This is a genomic window from Streptomyces sp. NBC_00353 (assembly GCF_036108815.1).
Classification (GTDB): Bacteria; Actinomycetota; Actinomycetes; order Streptomycetales; family Streptomycetaceae; genus Streptomyces.
This window is the reverse complement of sequence record NZ_CP107985.1, coordinates 6,039,091-6,055,539: the sequence shown is the minus strand read 5'-3', so window position 1 is coordinate 6,055,539 and position 16,449 is coordinate 6,039,091. Positions and strand designations below refer to the sequence as shown.

The following is a 16,449-nucleotide window of genomic DNA, read 5'->3' as shown; positions in this document are numbered from 1 at the left end:
CACGCAGACACGTTTCACCGACCCAGCTTCCCCACCACCTGGCACATTTGGCAGGCTGTCACCGCAACTCGGGGGATTGCACGGGAGGGACATCCGCACCATGCACACAGCACAAACAGTCACATCCGGGGATCCGCGCCTCAGCTGGAGCAGCACCGAGACCAGCCGCACACCTCGCCTGCTCCACCGCCGCGACGGCATCCTGCCGGCCGTGGCCGCAGCGCTGTCCGTCCGCGGCGAGACACTGACCTGCACGGCCGGCAAAGGCGACCAGCCACCCGTACTGCACCCGCTGGTACAGGACTTCCTCGACACCCTCACCAGCAGCCAGCGCGAACGCTTCACCGGCCGCTGCCCCGAAGCGATACTGCTCTCCCGTCAACTCACCGCCGCCGAGGCCGACCGATCCAAACGAGCCCAGCGCAAGCCGCTGACCAGCAGCGAGGCCCGGCGCGCACTGAAGCACTCACGGCTCACCGCACGGCGTATCCGCGAGGACGGCGACCCGATGCACGGCAGTTACGCACCGCCCTGCCGCTCCTGTACGGCGATGCTCGCCCATTTCGGCGTACGTCCCGTCGACCTCACCACCACCAGCGCGGCGACCACCGCCGAGAAGGGCTGATCGCGCGCCGATGCACGACCGAACCGACGACCACCCCGTTCCCGGCCTTCCCGGACAGGCCGACCGTACGGCCCACACGGACCGCGCCGCCGGCACCCGCTTCCCCGTCGCCGTCGATGCCGCCCTGCGCTCCGCGGGCTGGCAGCCGGGCCGCTGGGACATCCGGCAGGCGGAGGAATGGGCCGACGCACTGCGCGCCCACACCTCACCCGCCGGACATCAGCACGCAGTCTTCCCGGCGGCCGTGGAGGCGTGGGCGGAATTCGGCGGACTGCACATCACCGCGTCCGCACCGGGCCGGCAGATCGCACCGGCCTCGGTGCGCATCGACCCGCTCAGCGGACTCCACCTGGCCCGCACGCTCGGCGACCTGGGGCGGGCACTGGAGACCGAGGTCAGCCCACTCGGCGAGGAAGACGACGGACGGGCCGTCCTCGCGATAGACACCGAAGGACGGGTGTACAGCATCGACCACACCGGGGACTGGTACCTGGGCGCGAGCATCGACGAGGCGCTGGCAATGCTGGTCGGAGGGATCCAGCCGGAACGGCTGACTTCGGGCTGAGGAGGGTTCCGGGCAATCAGGCCCGTCCGACTGTCGAGGACAAGCAAGGCCGAAGAGCCGAGCCGGCCCGGTCACACGGTGCGCTGGTCCGGCAGCACCGCCGAAACCCGGAAGCCCCCCGCATCCGTCGGGCCCGACACGAACACTCCCCCCAGCCCGAGCACCCGCTCCCGCATCCCCACCAGACCGTTGCCACCGCTCGGCAACCCCGCGTCCGCCGTCGCGCCGTCCGTCGGACCGTTCTCCACCTGCATCGCGACTTCCGAACCGCGGTGCGCCAGCCGCACCCACGTCTTCGCACCCGCCGCATGCTTGTGGACATTCGTCAGGGCTTCCTGCACCACCCGGTACGCCGTCTGTTCCACCTCGGGGGCATACGGACGCGCCTCACCGTCCACCGACAGCTCCACCGTCATCCCCGCCGCCCGGGACTGCCCGACCAGCGCCTCCACCTCATGCAGCCGAGGCCCGTCCTCCGCGGCCGCCGCAGCAGCCGCGGCCGCCGCCTGGCCCACCGCGGCCAGCGGCACCCTCGCGCCCCGGGCCGTCATCGGATCACCCGTGCGCAGCACGCCCAGCATCTCCCGCAGCTCGGTCAGGGCCTGCCGGCCCATGTCACCGACCAGCGCCGCGTTCCGTACCGCCTTCGCCGGGTCCTTCGGAGCGACGGCCTGCAGGGCCGCGGCATGCACCACCATCAGGCTGACCCGGTGCGCGACCACGTCATGCATCTCCCGCGCGATCCGGGTCCGCTCCTCCGTACGCGCCCACTCGGCCCGCTCCTCCGCCCGGTCGGCAAGCAGCGACAGCTCCCGCTCCAGCGAGTCCGCCCGCTCCCGCAAGCTCTCCATCAGCCGGCGCCGCGCTCCTATGTAGAGGCCGAACAGCACGGGCGGGGCCGTCAGCCCCAGCGACATGAAGAGGGACAGCACCGGCACGTACCAGTCGCCGGGACCGAAGTTCCCGGCGTGCACAGAGACGCTCTGCCGCAGCCGTACGTAGGTGACGATGAACGTCCCGACCAGGGACATCCCCATCAGCACCGCGGTGATCCTGCGCGGTATGTCGGACGCGGCCAGCGTGTAGAGGCCGACCAGGCCCATGAGGAAGCCCATCTCGGCGGGCGTCGTCGCGATCGAGACCAGCACCACGGCGATCGGCCAGCGCCGCCGCACCACCAGCACGGAACCCGCGAGCAGCCCGAAGACGACCCCGAGCGGCACCGGCAGCCCGGCGTCCCCCGCGAAATTCACCCCTTCCAACGCGCATTCCAGCGCGGACAGGAGCGCCAGCCCCACGTCCAGGGCGACACTGCGCCGTCGTTCCCACCACCAATAGCCGCGAGTGGTCGATCCCGCGCCTTCCCGGTGTTCCCCCGTTGCGGTCATGGCATCCAGCGTACGGGCGGACGCATCTCATTTTCGGGCGACCTGGACAGCACGCGCCGGGTTCGGACGGAGCCGAAACGGTCGACAACCGCCTGAAATAGCGAATCAGCCAACCTTTTGACCAGGACGTTCGCATTCCGGACAACGCTTGTCACATGACGGAGATCACCAGTAAGTACGCCGACTTCGAGGACCTCCGCAAGCGGGCGGTCGCCCTCCGCCGCGAGGGCTTGAGCCTCCGGCAGATCCGTGACCGCCTCCACGTCCACAACAACGAGATCCTGCACCGCCTCGTGAAGGGTGAGCCCGCCCCGGAGTGGACGAAGCGCCCGAACGCCAAGGACGACCTGCGGGAAAGGGCCCGGGAGCTGAGGCACCAGGGCATGACCTATGACCGGATACAGGTGGAACTGGGCTGCTCGAAGAGCTCGATCTCGCTGTGGGTGCGGGATCTGCCCAAGCCGGAGCCTCACTACACACCCACGGAACACCTTGCTCTCATGAACGCCGGCCTGGTCGACCTGCGCGCCTCACGGGACAAGGAGCGAGCGGAAACCAAACGCCTCGCACGCGACGCCGTGGGTGAACTGTCGGACCGGGAACTCTTCCTTGCCGGCGTGACTCTCTACTGGGCCGAGGGCGCCAAGGACAAGACGTACAGCCGACGAGAGTGCCTCCAGTTCATCAACAGCGATCCGAACGTGATCAGGCTGTACCTGAGCTGGCTCGACCTGCTGGGAGTCACACAGGACCGCATGCGCATGCGGGTGAGCATCCACGAGTCGGCAGACATCCCCGGAGCAGAGCGGTTCTGGGCAGAGCTGGCAGGGATCCCCACTTCCGCACTCAAGAAGACGACCCTGAAGAAGCACAACCCGAGGACGACCCGGAAGAACACCGCAGAGAGCTACCGAGGCTGCTTGATCATCTACGTATCCAAGAGCGCCGACCTCTACCGTCGCGTGGAAGGGGCTTGGTACGGCATAGTGTTGGGGTGCCGTTCCAGCAGTCAGACGGAAATGTCTGATTAGTTGGCTTTATTCCCCCGTGGTGTAATTGGCAGCACAGTAGCTTTTGGTGCTATTTGTCCGGGTTCGAGTCCTGGCGGGGGAGCCTTGATGTGCGGGCCCTGACCATCACGGTCAGGGCCCGCACCCATGTCCGCCCCGTACGCCCCCGGTATCCTTCGGATGTCCACCACCCGAAGCCGAGGGGCATTTCTGTGAGCGTCAACAGCCCGGCAGCCGTCGTCGTCCTCGCAGCGGGTGAGGGCACCCGCATGAAGTCGAAGACTCCCAAGGTTCTGCACGAGATCTCCGGGCGTTCGCTCGTCGGACATGTCGTCACCGCCGCCCGCGAGCTGGCCCCCGAGCACCTCGTCGTGGTCGTGGGTCATGCGAGCGAGCAGGTCACCGCGCATCTCGCCACCGTCGACAGCCAGGTGCGGACCGCCTACCAGGCCGTCCAGGGCGGCACCGGCCACGCCGTGCGCGTCGGTCTCGAAGAGCTGGGCGGCACCGTCGAGGGCACCGTGATCGTCGTCTGCGGCGACACCCCGCTGCTCTCCGGCGAGACGCTCACCGCGCTCGCCGTCACCCACACGGCCGATGGCAACGCCGTCACCGTGCTGACCGCCGAGGTCCCGGACTCCACGGGCTACGGCCGGATCGTCCGGGATGCCGCCAGCGGCGCGGTCACCGAGATCGTCGAGCACAAGGACGCCACCGACGCCCAGCGCGCGATCCGTGAGATCAACTCCGGCGTCTTCGCGTTCGACGGGCGACTGCTCGCGGACGCCCTCGGCAAGGTCCGTACCGACAACAGCCAGGGCGAGGAGTACCTCACCGATGTGCTGTCCATCCTGCGCGAGGCCGGGCACCGCGTCGGCGCCTCGGTCGCGGCCGACCACCGCGAGATCCTCGGGATCAACAACCGGGTGCAGCTCGCCCAGGCCCGCGCCCTGCTGAACCAGCGGCTGCTGGAGCGGGCGATGCTGGCCGGCGTGACCGTCGTGGACCCGGCGACGACGGTGATCGACGCCACGGTGACGTACGAGCCGGACGCGATCGTGCACCCCGGTACTCAGCTGCTCGGTACCACGCACCTCGCCGAGGACGCCGAGGTCGGCCCGAACACCCGGCTGACGGACACCGCCGTCCACGCGGGCGCGCGCGTCGACAACTCGGTCGCGGACCGGGCGGAGATCGGCCCGGGTTCGACGGTGGGCCCCTACGCGTATCTGCGCCCCGGCACCAGGCTCGGCGCGAGGGCCAAGGCCGGTACGTACGTGGAGATGAAGAACGCCACGGTCGGCGAGGGCACGAAGGTGCCGCACCTGAGCTATGTCGGCGACGCGACGATCGGCGATCACACCAACATCGGTGCCGCGAGTGTCTTCGTGAACTACGACGGTGTGGCGAAGCACCACACGACGATCGGCTCACACTGCCGGACCGGTTCGGACAATATGTTTGTGGCGCCCGTCACGATCGGGGACGGTGTGTACACCGCCGCCGGCTCGGTGATCACCAAGGATGTGCCGCCCGGTTCGCTGGCCGTCGCCCGCGGCCAGCAAAGGAATATCGCGGGTTGGGTGGCCCGTAAGCGTCCGGGCAGCGCTGCCGCACAGGCGGCTCAGGCCGCTGCACAGGAGGCCGACAGCGAAAGCTGACCGGAAACGGGTGCGCCGCGCACGGCGTACCGTGATAGATGCTCACCCCATTTCGGCTGGCTCGTTGCACATCGGGACACATGCGTGCAGCGCCAGGAACACGTCTGAGGAGACTGTGCTGTGACCGGGATCAAGACGACCGGCGAGAAGAAACTGATGCTCTTCTCCGGCCGCGCCCACCCCGAGCTGGCCGAGGAGGTTGCGCACCAACTGGGTGTCGGCCTCGTGCCGACGAAGGCCTTCGATTTCGCCAACGGTGAGATCTATGTCCGCTTCCAGGAGTCCGCCCGCGGCGCCGACTGCTTCCTGATCCAGAGCCACACGGCTCCGATCAACAAGTGGATCATGGAGCAGCTGATCATGCTGGACGCGCTGAAGCGCGCGTCGGCCCGTTCGATCACGGTGATCGTGCCGTTCTACGGTTACGCCCGTCAGGACAAGAAGCACCGTGGCCGCGAGCCGATCTCGGCCCGTCTGGTCGCCGACCTGATGAAGACGGCGGGTGCCGACCGCATCCTCACCGTCGACCTGCACACCGACCAGATCCAGGGCTTCTTCGACGGCCCGGTCGACCACCTCTTCGCGCTGCCGATCCTCGCCGACTACGTCGGTGCCAAGGTCGACCGGTCGAAGCTGACGATCGTCTCCCCGGACGCCGGCCGTGTGCGGGTCGCCGACCGCTGGTGCGACCGCCTGGACGCCCCGCTGGCGATTGTCCACAAGCGCCGCGACAAGGACGTCGCCAATCAGGTGACGGTCCACGAGGTCGTCGGTAACGTCAAGGGCCGGGTCTGTGTCCTGGTCGACGACATGATCGACACCGGTGGCACCATCTGTGCCGCCGCCGACGCCCTGTTCGCGCACGGCGCCGAGGACGTCATAGTGACGGCGACGCACGGTGTGCTCTCCGGCCCGGCCGCGGACCGGCTGAAGAACTCCAAGGTCAGCGAGTTCGTCTTCACGGACACCCTGCCGACCCCGGGCGAGCTGGAGCTCGACAAGATCACGGTGCTCTCGATCGCGCCGACGATCGCGCGTGCGGTGCGTGAGGTATTCGAGGACGGTTCGGTGACGAGCCTCTTCGAGGAGCAGTAAGCAGCACTGCGCAAAAGATCCACTTTGGGTGCGGCCTCCCCGCCGGGTAGACTCAGCGAGTTGCTCGGCGAGGGAGGCCGTACTCATGGGTACGGCGGTCCGTTATCGACGCGCTCTTCGTAGCAGGCCTGTCGTGGGCCGGGTGACCATCCAGTTTTCGTCACCCCACGAGGAGTGCAGTCATGGCCGAGATCAAGCTCGCCACCCAGGCCCGTACCGAGTTCGGCAAGGGTGCCGCCCGTCGCGCCCGTCGTGACAACCAGGTCCCCGCGGTCGTCTACGGCCACGGCGCCGAGCCGGTCCACGTCACGCTGCCGGCCCACGACCTGCTCCTTGCGCTTCGCACCGCAAACGTCCTGATCGGTCTGGAGATCGACGGCAAGGACACGCTGGTCATCCCGAAGGCCGTGCAGCGCAACCCGCTCAAGGGCGACATCGAGCACGTCGACCTGCTGACCGTCAAGCGCGGCGAGAAGGTCAACGTCGAGATCGCCGTGCACGTCGAGGGCGAGCTGGCCCCGGGCGGCAACCTCCTCGAGTACGTGCAGAACACCCTGCTCGTCGAGGCCGAGGCCACCCACATCCCCGAGTCCGTCACGGTCTCCGTCGCGGGCCTCGACGCCGGTGACTCCATCCTCGCCAAGGACATCCCGCTGCCCTCCGGTTCCGTGCTGGCCGGCGACGAGGACGCTGTCGTCCTGCAGGTCGTCTCCGCGCAGGCCGAGGAGCCGGCTGCCGAGGGCGCCGAGGCCGAGGGCGCCGAGGCCTGAGCCTCGCCCTCCACGCTTCACCTGCTTCACTGACGGGGCGGCGGTTCCTTCTTCGGGGACCCGCCGCCCCGTCCGCCTGTATCCGGGCCATCCGGAACCATCCGTACGCGAAGGAGACCGAGCGCAGATGTCCGAAGCCACCGACCCCTGGCTCATCGTGGGCCTCGGTAATCCCGGTCCCGAGTACGCGACGAACCGGCACAATGTCGGCTTCATGGTCGCCGACCTTCTCGCGGAGCGGATCGGCGGGAAGTTCAAGCGGGCGCAGAAGGCCCAGGCGCAGGTCGTCGAGGGCCGCATCGGCCCGCCCGGACCGGCGAACCGCCGCGTGATCCTGGCCAAACCGATGTCGTACATGAATCTTTCCGGTGGCCCTGTCACGGCGCTGCGCGACTTCTACAAGGTGCCGACCGACCACATCGTGGCGATCCATGACGAGCTGGACATCGACTACGGGATGCTGCGGCTGAAGCTGGGCGGCGGCGACAACGGGCACAACGGGCTGAAGTCGATGACGAAGTCGATGGGCCCCGACTATCACCGGGTCCGGTTCGGGATCGGCCGGCCGCCGGGCCGGATGCAGGTTGCGGACTTTGTACTGAAGGACTTCTCGTCCACCGAGCGCAAGGAGCTCGGTTATCTGGTGGACCGGGCGGCGGACTCGGTGGAGTGCCTGCTCGCGGAGGGTCTGGAGCGCGCGCAGAGCGCGTACAACTCGTGAGTTAGCCGCGCAATTCGGGGTCTTTTCTGGCCATGGGCTGACTCTGAGTTGACCGAAAGCGTTCGCTTGGCCAAGGATCGCTCCCCATGAAGCGGAGCCCCTCCCACCCCGCCCTCCTGTACGGCCGTGGCGCAGTCATGGGCTGTATCGCGCTGCTGCTGCTCGTCGCGGGCGTCGTGTCGTCATGGGACTCGGCGCAGCACATCGTCCTCGCCAAGGGCCGTGAGCACGGCACGATGACCGTCACCGGCTGCGGTGCCGACGTCTGTACGGGTCCGTTCGCTCCGGCCGACGGCGCCACCGCCCGCCCGCGTGTGACGACGGAGAAGTCCGTCGCGGTGCGGAAGGGCGGCAGGTTCCCTGTCGTCGTGAAGCCCGGCACGGACGTCGTCGTACGCACGGGGCTTCCGGGTTTTCTGCATGCCTGGACGCCACTGGGCGGTGCGCTGCTGCTGGCCGCCCTGGTCATCGGCGGTGGTCTGCGGCTGACCCGGGTCGCCTGGTCCACCGGGATCGCGGGCGCGGCTCTGCTGGTGGCGACGTTCATCGCCCTGTGACAGAACCGCGCCCGCGCACTGCCCGGCGGGTCAGCCGGTGTTGCGCAGGCCTGCGGCGACACCGTTCACGGTGAGCAGCAGGGCCCGGGCGAGCAGCGGGTCGGCTTCCTCGCCGCGCTCCGCGGCCGCGCGCTGGCGGGCCAGGAGTGAGACCTGGAGGTAGGAGATCGGGTCCAGGTAGGCGTCGCGGATGGAGAAGGTCTGCTGGAGCACCGGGCTGGTGCCGAGCAGTTCGGTCCCGCCGGTGACCTTGAGGACTTCCTCGACCGTGAGCGCGTGCTCCGCCTCGATGTCGGCGAAGACGTGCTTCAGCTCGTCGGGGACGAGTGTGTCGACGTAGTGGCGGGCGATCCGCAGGTCGGTCTTGGCGAGTGTCATCTCCACGTTCGAGATGAAGTTACGGAAGAAGTGCCACTGTTCGTGCATCTCTTCCAGAACGGTGTCCAGGCCGGCTTCGCGCAGTGCCCTGAGCCCGGAGCCGACGCCGTACCAGCCGGGCACGATCTGCCGGGACTGGGTCCAGCCGAAGACCCACGGGATGGCCCGCAGGCCGTCGAGTCCGGCGCCGGAGTCCGGGCGGCGCGAGGGGCGCGAGCCGAGGTGGAGTTCGGCGAGCTGGTCGACGGGGGTGGATGCGAAGAAGTACGCGGGCAGGTCGGGGTCCTCGACCAGCTTGCGGTACGCGTCGTGCGCGGCGTCGGAGACGGTGTCCATCGCCGCGTCCCAGCGTGCGAGGGCCTCGTCGGACTGGCGGGGCGCGGTGTGCAGCGCGGACGCCTGGAGGGTGGCCGCGACGGTCAGCTCCAGGTTCTCCCGGGCGAGCGCGGGGATGAGGTACTTGTCCGAGATGACCTCGCCCTGTTCGGTCACCTTGATCTCGCCCTCCAGCGTGCCCCAGGGCTGCGCGAGGATCGCGTCGTGCGAGGGGCCGCCGCCGCGGCCGACGGTGCCGCCGCGGCCGTGGAAGAGCCGCAGCCGTACGCCGTAGCGGTGGGCGACGTCGCGGAGCCGGCGCTGTGCGCGGTGGATCTCCCACTGGGAGGTGGTGATGCCGCCGAACTTGGAGGAGTCGGAGTATCCGAGCATGACCTCCTGGACGTCGCCGCGGAGGGAGACGAGCCGCCGGTAGGACGGGTCGGCGAGCATTTCGTCGAGGATCACGTCGGCGGCGCGCAGCTCGTCGGTGGTCTCCAGGAGCGGCACGATGCCGATCTTGGCCCAGCCGCCGTGCAGGTCGAGCAGTCCGGCCTCGCGGGCGAGTACGGCGGCGGCGAAGACGTCGTCGGCGCCCTGGCACATCGAGATGATGTACGACTCGATGACCTCGGGGCCGAATCGTTCGAAGGCTTCCTTGATGGTGTGGAAGACGCCGAGGGTCTTCTCGCCCGCGGCGTCCAGCGGGGCCGGGGTCGGGGCGAGCGGGCGGCGTGAGCGGAGCTCCTTGGCGAGGAGCTTCTGCCGGTAGTCGCGCGGCATGTCGGCGTAGCGCCAGGATTCCTCGCCGAGCCGGTCGAAGAGCTGGCCGAGGGCGTGGTGGTGGGCGTCGGCGTGTTCGCGTACGTCCATGGTGGCGAGCTGCAGGCCGAATGCGGAGAGGGTGCGGATGGTGCGGTTCATCCGCCCGTCGGCGAAGAGGCCGCAGCGGTGTTCGCGCAGGGAGGTCTGGATGAGTTCCAGGTCGGCGAGGAGTTCGGTGGTGCCGAGGTAGTCGCAGCCGGGGCGGTGCGGGGTGCCGCCGGCGAGGCGCTCGCGGGTGTTGACGAGCTTCTGCCGGATGCAGGTGGCCTTGAGGCGGTACGGCTCCTCGGCGTTCAGCCGCTTGTAGCGCGGGCTGATCTCGGGGAGGCGTTCCAGGTCGGCCTGCAGGGAGGTCAGCAGCTCGTCGGTGGCGCCGGTGTAGCGGATGGAGTTGGAGAGTTGACCGCGCAGGTGGTCGACGAGTTCCAGCGCGTCGGTGATGCCGTGTTCGTGCTGGAGGATCAGCACATCCCAGGTGACGGCGGGTGTCACGTTGGGGTTGCCGTCGCGGTCGCCGCCGATCCAGGTGCCGAAGGTCAGCGGGCGGGTTCCGGCGGGCAGCTCGACGCCGACCCGCTCCAGCTCGGCCGCGAGGTCCTCGAGTACGTCCCCGACGGCGTTGGCGTGCAGTTCGTCGAGGTAGTAGATGGCGTTGCGGGCCTCGTCGGCCGGCTCGGGGCGGACCACGCGCAGTTCGTCGGTCTGCCAGATGAGGTCGATGTTCTCGGCGAGCCGCAGGTCGTGGCGGCGCCGGTCGGCCTCGATGACGGGGTTGTCGAGCAGCTCGGCGATGCGGCGGAGCTTGTTCAGTACGGAGCGCCGCGCTGCCTCGGTGGGGTGTGCGGTGAAGACGGGCCGTACGTTGAGGTTCTTGACGGTCTCGCGCAGGTGCTCGGGGTCCGCGTCCTTCAGCCGGTCGGCGGTACGGGCCAGCAGCCCGCCCTCCGCGGCGCGCCGGTCGCGCATCTCGTGGGCGCGGTGGACCTGCTCGGTCACGTTGGCCAGGTGGAAGTAGGTGGAGAAGGCGCGCACGAGCTGTGCGGCGGTCTCCAGGTCCGTGTCGCCGAGGAGTTCGGCGGCGGCCTCGCCGTCGGTACGGGTCAGGGCGCGGACACGCTCGACGAGGTCGAGGAGTTCCTGGCCCTCCTGGCGTACGAGGGTCTCGCCCAGCAGGTCGCCGAGGCGGCGGATGTCGGCGCGCAGCTCGGCGTTGGCGGCGGGGGTCTGGTCGGCACTGCTCACAGTGTGCGGCTCCTTGCAGTGGTTGAGCACCGGATCCGGGGCCGGTGGCTGGCAGCAGGCCCCGGGAAAGCAGAGTGCGGACCGCGCTGTCCGACGCTTCCAGGATAGGTGTCCGCGCCGTCGGCGCTGCTCTCGGCCCGACCTCCGTTCCCCTTCATGGCCGAGGCCCGCGGCTCTCGTGCTGCGGGCCTCGGCGCTGTCATACTTACGAAGCCGTAGGTTACGGATGCGTAGCCAGAGCTATCCGTCGTACTTCTCACCCTCCAGGGGCTCCCCATGAACAGCACCCCCGACGTGATCGACGACGCCCGGACACCGGCGGCCGACGGTCCGGTTCTCCCCTCCGCCACGCTCGGCGGCGACAACAAGCGTTCGATCGAGCAGATCGCGCTGCTGCTTTTCATCGTGGTGCCGTTCGTGGCGCTGGTCGCGGCGGTGCCGCTGGCCTGGGGCCGCGGTGTGAGCTGGCTCGATCTGGGTCTGCTGGTCGCCATGTACTTCACCGGCGTCCACGGCATCACGATCGGTTTCCACCGCTACTTCACCCACGGTTCCTTCAAGGCGAAACGCCCGCTCCGTATCGCCCTGGCCGTCGCCGGGTCGCTCGCCGTGGAGGGCCCGCTGGTGCGCTGGGTGGCCGACCACCGCAAGCACCACCGCTTCTCCGACGCCGAGGGCGACCCGCATTCGCCGTGGCGGTTCGGCGAGACGCTCCCGGCCCTGATGAAGGGCCTGTGGTGGGCGCACATCGGCTGGATGTTCGACGAGGAGCAGACGCCGCAGCACAAGTACGCCCCGGACCTGGTCAAGGACCCGGCGCTGCGCGGGATCTCCCGCCACTTCCTCACGTTCACGATCGTCTCGCTGGCGATCCCGCCGCTGGTCGGCGGTCTGGTGACGATGTCGTGGTGGGGTGCGGCGACGGCGTTCTTCTGGGGCTCTCTCGTACGGGTGGCTCTCCTGCACCACGTCACGTGGTCGATCAACTCCATCTGCCACGCGGTCGGCAAGCGCCCCTTCAAGTCCCGGGACCGGTCCGGCAATGTGTGGTGGCTGGCGGTCCTGTCCTGCGGCGAGTCCTGGCACAACCTGCACCATGCGGACCCGACGAGCGCCCGGCACGGGGTCATGAAGGGCCAGGTCGACTCCAGCGCCCGGCTGATCCGCTGGTTCGAGAAGCTCGGCTGGGCGTACGACGTGCGCTGGCCGGACGCGTCCCGGATCGACTCCCGGCGTATCGACGCCCGGCGCGAGACCGCGCGCTCCGACGCGGCATGATTGACGACGTGGCGACCGACGGCAGCACGAGCAGCGAGAAGAACCGTCCCTCCTCCACCCGGCGGACCCGCCGCGTGAGGATGACGGGCAAGGAACGCCGCGAACAGCTGCTGGACATCGGCCGCATCCTCTTCGCCGACAAGGGTTTCGAAGGCACCTCGGTCGAGGAGATCGCGGCCCGCGCCGGCGTCTCCAAGCCGGTCGTCTACGAACACTTCGGCGGCAAGGAGGGCCTGTACGCCGTCGTGGTGGACCGCGAGATGCGCCAGCTCCTCGACATGGTGACCAGCGCCCTGACTGCGGGCCACCCGCGCGAGCTCCTGGAACAGGCCGCGTTCGCACTGCTCGACTACATCGAGACGTATACGGACGGCTTCCGCATCCTGGTCCGCGACTCCCCTGTCGCCCAGTCGACGGGCACCTTCGCGTCGCTGATCAGTGACATCGCCACCCAGGTGGAGGACATCCTGGGCCTGGAGTTCAAGGCCCGCGGCTTCGACCCGAAGCTGGCCCCGCTGTACGCGCAGGCGCTGGTCGGCATGGTGGCGCTGACGGGCCAGTGGTGGCTGAACGTACGCAAGCCGAAGAAGGCGGAGGTGGCGGCGCATCTGGTGAACCTGGCCTGGCACGGCCTGGAGAATCTGGAGTCGAAGCCGCGGCTGATCGGCCACCGGAAGAACTGACCGGCCACCGGAAGTACCGGCGCGCCGACGCGGTGCGTGAGCGGGCCCGCCCTGTCGTGAGGGGTGGGCCCGCCGGCCGTTGGCCTGTGTCCCGTCCCGAACCGGCTCCGGCGCTCAGCCGTCCACCGGTTCCAGGAACTCCAGCCGGTTGCCGACCGGGTCGTGGCTGAAGAACCGGCGGTGGCCCGGCAGGTCGCCGTCCCACTGCACCTGTGCGCCGTGCGCCGCCAGGCGCGCCGCGAACGCCTCGATGTCCGTGACCCGCAGCCCCGGGTGGGCCTTCTTCGCCGGGTGGAACTCCGCTTCGACGCCCAGGTGCAGCTGGACGGGGCCCGTCCGGAACCAGCAGCCGCCGCGGGTTGCGAGGACCGGGGGCTTCGGGATCTCCGTCATGCCGAGGGCGTCCACGTAGAAGGCGCGAAGCGCGTCCTCCGAGCCTGCCGGGGCGGCCAGTTGGACGTGGTCCATTGCAGCGATCATCACTTCTCCTTGTGGGCCACGGCGAAGATGCGGCGGAACGGGAAGACCGTGCCGTGCGGGCCCTTCGGGTAGGCGGTGCGCAGCGCGTCGCGGTATTCGGTGAGGAAGGCGTCCTGGGCCTGCGGGTCGTCCGCGAGCGCCGTCAGGATCGGGCGCAGGCCGGTGCCCTTGACCCAGTCGAGGGCGGCGTCCTCGCCCTGGAGGAGGTGGAGGTAGGTGGTCTCCCAGACGTCCGCCGTGATGCCGGGGGCTGTGAGCGCGTCCAGGTAGGCGGTGGGTGTCAGGACGGCGTCGGCGTGGCGCAGGATGCCGGTCAGGCGGGAGCGCCAGCGGGGGGACTCGGCCAGTTCGCGCATCAGGACGTGCGTGGGCTGGTCGAAGTTGCCGGGTACCTGGAAGGCGAACGTACCGCCGGGGGTGATGGCGTCCAGCCAGGCCGGGAAGCGGTCGGCGTGGCCGGGGACCCACTGGAGCAGGGCGTTGGAGACGATCAGGTCGTACGGTTCGGCCGGCGTCCAGGTCGTGGCGTCCGCCTCGGCGAAGTCCAGGAAGGGGGTGGCGTGGGCGCGGGCCTGTTCCAGCATCTGGGGGGAATTGTCGTAGCCGGTGATGCGGGCCTCGGGCCAGCGGTCGGCGAGGAGGGCCGTCACGTTGCCCGCTCCGCAGCCGAGGTCCGCGATGCGGGGTGCGGGTGCGGCCGGGAGCTGGGGGATGCGGGCCAGGAGGTCGTGGAACGGGCGGGTGCGGTGGTCGGCGTGGCGCAGGTACTGCTGAGGGTCCCAGGTGGGTGTCGTCATGCAGTCAGGATCACCATCCAGGTATCTTGATGTCAAGACACTTGAATTCAAGAGACTTCATGTCGACAGACCCTTTACACTGATCCACATGGAGGACGAGGTCGACCGTCTGGTCGCTGCATGGCGCCGCGAGCGCCCCGACCTCGACGTGGAACCGCTCGAGGTGCTCAGCCGCGTCTCGCGCCTCGCCCGTCACCTCGACCGGGCCCGCCGGATCGCGTTCTCCGAACACAATCTTGAGCCGTGGGAGTTCGACGTACTGACGTCGCTGCGCCGCGCCGGTGCCCCGTATCAGCTCTCCCCCGGCCAGCTGCTGACCCAGACGCTGGTCACTTCGGGCACGATGACCAACCGCATCGACCGGCTGACCAAGAAGAACCTGGTCGAGCGGCTCCCCGACCCCAGCGACCGGCGGGGCGTGCTGGTCCGGCTCACCCCCGAGGGGCGCGACAAGGCCGACCAGTCGCTGGCCGGCCTGCTCGCCCAGGAGCGTGCCATCCTGGGCGAACTCTCCCGTCACCAGCGTGGTGAGCTGGCCTCGTTGCTACGCCAGTTGACCGCCCCGTTCGACAACATCCCCGGCTAGCTCGGCCGGTCCGACGCCCGCCCGTCGGGCCAGCGCGACGGCGGCCAGCGTCGAGTGCACGCCCAGCTTCCCCAGCACGTTCTGCATATGCGTACGCACCGTGTGCGGGGAGAGGAAGAGGCGCTCCGCCACCGCCTTGCGGCCCAGCCCCGCCACCATGCAGCGGAGCACCTCGCGCTCGCGCGGGGTCAGCGACTCGACCAGCCGCTCGCTCTCGGTGCGGTGCTTGCGGGCCGCCGTCAGCTCCCGCAGCACACCGGTGAGCAGCGCAGGAGGAAGATGCGTCTCGTCGCGGAGCACGCCCCGGATGACCGTGAGCAGCCGTTGCAGCGAGCAGTCCTTGGCGACCCAGCCCGATGCCCCGGCCTGCAGCGCGAGCGCAGCCCGGCGTGGGTCGTCCTTCTCGGCGAGCACCACCGTACGGGCGGACGGCTGGCCCGAACGGACGCCGGCGACCAGCGAGAGCCCGTCGACCGGCGGGCTCTCGCCGCTGTTCGGCGCGGGTACCGGGACCGGGCCCGAGGCCATGCGTCCACCGCCCGACGACAGGGTGCCGAGTTCGGCGTCGACGAGTATCACGTCGTACCTACGGCCTTCGGCGGCCGCCCGCTCCAGACATCGGAGCGCGGCGGGGCCACTGCCCGCCGCCGCCACGTCGACGTCCGGCTCGGCCGCGAGGGCCGCCGCGAGCGACTCGGCGAAAATGCGGTGGTCGTCCACCACGAGAACCCGGATACGAACCACAGGCACCCCCATGCTGCGTCTGGTGCGGGGCCACCCCCTGGCCCCCCGACGGGGACGGACCGGTGCGGGCACGACGCCCGGAGCGATGGGTGAACCTCAGCCCTACGGCCGCCGCCGTGTGCAGATTGCCACCCCGCCCCGGGCGCCGTACCCGACTGTCTCGTACCCCTGAATCAGCACCGGCCCCCACCGGTGCTGTGCATCAGCGTACGACTGAGGGCCCGGAGCGGAAGGAAATTCACAGAACTGATGGACCTCGGTGTTTAGGGTGTGGTTCATGTTTCGTCTTGAGACAGAAGTAGACAAAGATCGTCGTCTTCTGCTGGGTGAACGGCTGCACCACAGCAACAGGGAACGCTCCCCGGAGCTCCGCGCCCTGCTCGCCACGCCCGCCGAGCACGAACTCCCGCTGGAGGTTTGGGCGATGGACGGCCGAGGCGGGCTGGCCGGCGGGCTGACCGGACGCACCTGGGCGTACTGGCTCCATGTGGATCTGCTCTGGGTCGATGACCGGCATCGCGGCTCCGGCATCGGTTCGCAACTGCTCGCCGAGGCCGAACGGGTGGCCGAGACGGACCGCGCCTGCACCCGCTCCCGGCTGGAGACCTGGGGGTTCCAGGCCCCCGACTTCTACCGCAAGCGGGGGTACGAGGTGATCGGGCGGGTCGACAACTACCCGCCCGGTGTCACCGAGTTCATCCTGACGAAGACCTTCGGCTGACCGACGGG

General features: G+C 69.5%; 17 protein-coding genes and 1 tRNA gene. 13 read left to right on the top strand and 5 right to left on the bottom strand.

Translation table 11 applies throughout. The features are described from left to right. Positions 1-100 precede the first annotated feature (100 nt). Together OHA88_RS27450 and OHA88_RS27445 are read left to right on the top strand one after the other, a co-directional pair. The gene (locus OHA88_RS27450; protein WP_326629686.1) at positions 101-625 is read left to right on the top strand and encodes a YwqJ-related putative deaminase; all 525 of its coding nucleotides are present in this window, start codon (positions 101-103) and stop codon (positions 623-625) included. A gap of 10 nt (positions 626-635) precedes the next feature. Continuing rightward, a complete protein-coding gene (locus OHA88_RS27445; RefSeq protein ID WP_328627456.1) occupies positions 636-1,190 on the top strand; it encodes an SUKH-3 domain-containing protein in 555 nt (184 codons plus the stop codon). Between the two features lie 71 nt (positions 1,191-1,261). Here the strand turns inward: OHA88_RS27445 and OHA88_RS27440 are convergent, their stop codons facing one another. Then, positions 1,262-2,578: a sensor histidine kinase gene (locus OHA88_RS27440; protein WP_328627455.1), complete on the bottom strand. Its 1,317-nt coding sequence runs from the start codon at positions 2,576-2,578 to the stop codon at positions 1,262-1,264. Between the two features lie 155 nt (positions 2,579-2,733). On the opposite strand from OHA88_RS27440, the gene OHA88_RS27435 reads away from it, so the two are divergent. From OHA88_RS27435 to OHA88_RS27405, 7 genes are all read left to right on the top strand, one after another. After that, positions 2,734-3,609, top strand: coding sequence for a hypothetical protein (locus tag OHA88_RS27435; protein ID WP_328627454.1), 876 nt, complete (start codon positions 2,734-2,736; stop codon positions 3,607-3,609). A 10-nt stretch (positions 3,610-3,619) separates the two neighbouring features. Continuing rightward, positions 3,620-3,691: transfer RNA gene (locus OHA88_RS27430), tRNA-Gln, on the top strand. 109 nt (positions 3,692-3,800) lie between these two features. Beyond that, on the top strand, positions 3,801-5,249 hold the full coding sequence (gene glmU, locus OHA88_RS27425; RefSeq protein WP_328627453.1) for a bifunctional UDP-N-acetylglucosamine diphosphorylase/glucosamine-1-phosphate N-acetyltransferase GlmU: 1,449 nt from the start codon (positions 3,801-3,803) through the stop codon (positions 5,247-5,249). A 120-nt stretch (positions 5,250-5,369) separates the two neighbouring features. Beyond that, entirely contained in the window at positions 5,370-6,344 is a 975-nt protein-coding gene (locus OHA88_RS27420) for a ribose-phosphate diphosphokinase (RefSeq protein ID WP_030976866.1), read from the top strand. A 182-nt stretch (positions 6,345-6,526) separates the two neighbouring features. Continuing rightward, complete coding sequence (locus OHA88_RS27415; protein ID WP_328627452.1) at positions 6,527-7,114, top strand: 50S ribosomal protein L25/general stress protein Ctc; 588 nt, start codon at positions 6,527-6,529, stop codon at positions 7,112-7,114. Positions 7,115-7,241: 127 nt separating this feature from the next. Further along, positions 7,242-7,835: an aminoacyl-tRNA hydrolase gene (pth, locus tag OHA88_RS27410; RefSeq protein WP_328627451.1), complete on the top strand. Its 594-nt coding sequence runs from the start codon at positions 7,242-7,244 to the stop codon at positions 7,833-7,835. 86 nt (positions 7,836-7,921) lie between these two features. Further along, the gene (locus OHA88_RS27405) at positions 7,922-8,392 is read left to right on the top strand and encodes a hypothetical protein (protein WP_328627450.1); all 471 of its coding nucleotides are present in this window, start codon (positions 7,922-7,924) and stop codon (positions 8,390-8,392) included. Positions 8,393-8,422: 30 nt separating this feature from the next. Here OHA88_RS27405 and ppc read toward each other — a convergent pair whose 3' ends face one another. Then, positions 8,423-11,152: a phosphoenolpyruvate carboxylase gene (ppc, locus tag OHA88_RS27400; RefSeq protein WP_328627449.1), complete on the bottom strand. Its 2,730-nt coding sequence runs from the start codon at positions 11,150-11,152 to the stop codon at positions 8,423-8,425. 276 nt (positions 11,153-11,428) lie between these two features. On the opposite strand from ppc, the gene OHA88_RS27395 reads away from it, so the two are divergent. Together OHA88_RS27395 and OHA88_RS27390 are read left to right on the top strand one after the other, a co-directional pair. Beyond that, the gene (locus OHA88_RS27395) at positions 11,429-12,430 is read left to right on the top strand and encodes an acyl-CoA desaturase (RefSeq protein ID WP_328627448.1); all 1,002 of its coding nucleotides are present in this window, start codon (positions 11,429-11,431) and stop codon (positions 12,428-12,430) included. Continuing rightward, positions 12,427-13,113: a TetR/AcrR family transcriptional regulator gene (locus tag OHA88_RS27390; RefSeq protein WP_267004749.1), complete on the top strand. Its 687-nt coding sequence runs from the start codon at positions 12,427-12,429 to the stop codon at positions 13,111-13,113. Before OHA88_RS27395 ends, OHA88_RS27390 begins: the two co-directional genes overlap by 4 nt. Before the next feature lie 114 nt (positions 13,114-13,227). On the opposite strand, the gene OHA88_RS27385 is transcribed toward OHA88_RS27390, so the two are convergent. Both OHA88_RS27385 and OHA88_RS27380 read right to left on the bottom strand, forming a co-directional pair. Beyond that, the gene (locus OHA88_RS27385; protein ID WP_328627447.1) at positions 13,228-13,593 is read right to left on the bottom strand and encodes a VOC family protein; all 366 of its coding nucleotides are present in this window, start codon (positions 13,591-13,593) and stop codon (positions 13,228-13,230) included. Continuing rightward, positions 13,593-14,390 carry a trans-aconitate 2-methyltransferase gene (locus tag OHA88_RS27380; protein WP_328627446.1) on the bottom strand — a complete coding sequence of 266 codons (798 nt, stop codon included), beginning with the start codon at positions 14,388-14,390 and terminating at the stop codon, positions 13,593-13,595. The genes OHA88_RS27385 and OHA88_RS27380 overlap by 1 nt, the downstream gene beginning before the upstream one ends. 88 nt (positions 14,391-14,478) lie before the next feature. Here OHA88_RS27380 and OHA88_RS27375 point away from each other — a divergent pair, with 88 nt between their 5' ends. Continuing rightward, the gene (locus OHA88_RS27375) at positions 14,479-14,976 is read left to right on the top strand and encodes a MarR family winged helix-turn-helix transcriptional regulator (protein WP_030976849.1); all 498 of its coding nucleotides are present in this window, start codon (positions 14,479-14,481) and stop codon (positions 14,974-14,976) included. On the opposite strand, the gene OHA88_RS27370 is transcribed toward OHA88_RS27375, so the two are convergent. Then, positions 14,935-15,720 carry a LuxR C-terminal-related transcriptional regulator gene (locus tag OHA88_RS27370; RefSeq protein WP_267008075.1) on the bottom strand — a complete coding sequence of 262 codons (786 nt, stop codon included), beginning with the start codon at positions 15,718-15,720 and terminating at the stop codon, positions 14,935-14,937. The genes OHA88_RS27375 and OHA88_RS27370 overlap by 42 nt on opposite strands. A 277-nt stretch (positions 15,721-15,997) precedes the next feature. On the opposite strand from OHA88_RS27370, the gene OHA88_RS27365 reads away from it, so the two are divergent. Continuing rightward, positions 15,998-16,441 carry a GNAT family N-acetyltransferase gene (locus OHA88_RS27365; protein WP_267004746.1) on the top strand — a complete coding sequence of 148 codons (444 nt, stop codon included), beginning with the start codon at positions 15,998-16,000 and terminating at the stop codon, positions 16,439-16,441. The last annotated feature ends 8 nt before the right edge of the window (positions 16,442-16,449 follow it).

What these genes read in the sequence shown, in the direction of transcription:
- OHA88_RS27450 (WP_326629686.1), top strand. Translation starts at nt 101, where the DNA reads ATGCACACAGCACAAACAGTCACATCCGGGGATCCGCGCCTCAGCTGG.
- OHA88_RS27445 (WP_328627456.1), top strand. Translation starts at nt 636, where the DNA reads ATGCACGACCGAACCGACGACCACCCCGTTCCCGGCCTTCCCGGACAG.
- OHA88_RS27440 (WP_328627455.1), bottom strand. Translation starts at nt 2,578, where the DNA reads ATGACCGCAACGGGGGAACACCGGGAAGGCGCGGGATCGACCACTCGC.
- OHA88_RS27435 (WP_328627454.1), top strand. Translation starts at nt 2,734, where the DNA reads ATGACGGAGATCACCAGTAAGTACGCCGACTTCGAGGACCTCCGCAAG.
- OHA88_RS27415 (WP_328627452.1), top strand. Translation starts at nt 6,527, where the DNA reads ATGGCCGAGATCAAGCTCGCCACCCAGGCCCGTACCGAGTTCGGCAAG.
- pth (WP_328627451.1), top strand. Translation starts at nt 7,242, where the DNA reads ATGTCCGAAGCCACCGACCCCTGGCTCATCGTGGGCCTCGGTAATCCC.
- OHA88_RS27405 (WP_328627450.1), top strand. Translation starts at nt 7,922, where the DNA reads ATGAAGCGGAGCCCCTCCCACCCCGCCCTCCTGTACGGCCGTGGCGCA.
- OHA88_RS27395 (WP_328627448.1), top strand. Translation starts at nt 11,429, where the DNA reads ATGAACAGCACCCCCGACGTGATCGACGACGCCCGGACACCGGCGGCC.
- OHA88_RS27390 (WP_267004749.1), top strand. Translation starts at nt 12,427, where the DNA reads ATGATTGACGACGTGGCGACCGACGGCAGCACGAGCAGCGAGAAGAAC.
- OHA88_RS27385 (WP_328627447.1), bottom strand. Translation starts at nt 13,593, where the DNA reads ATGATCGCTGCAATGGACCACGTCCAACTGGCCGCCCCGGCAGGCTCG.
- OHA88_RS27380 (WP_328627446.1), bottom strand. Translation starts at nt 14,390, where the DNA reads ATGACGACACCCACCTGGGACCCTCAGCAGTACCTGCGCCACGCCGAC.
- OHA88_RS27375 (WP_030976849.1), top strand. Translation starts at nt 14,479, where the DNA reads ATGGAGGACGAGGTCGACCGTCTGGTCGCTGCATGGCGCCGCGAGCGC.
- OHA88_RS27365 (WP_267004746.1), top strand. Translation starts at nt 15,998, where the DNA reads ATGTTTCGTCTTGAGACAGAAGTAGACAAAGATCGTCGTCTTCTGCTG.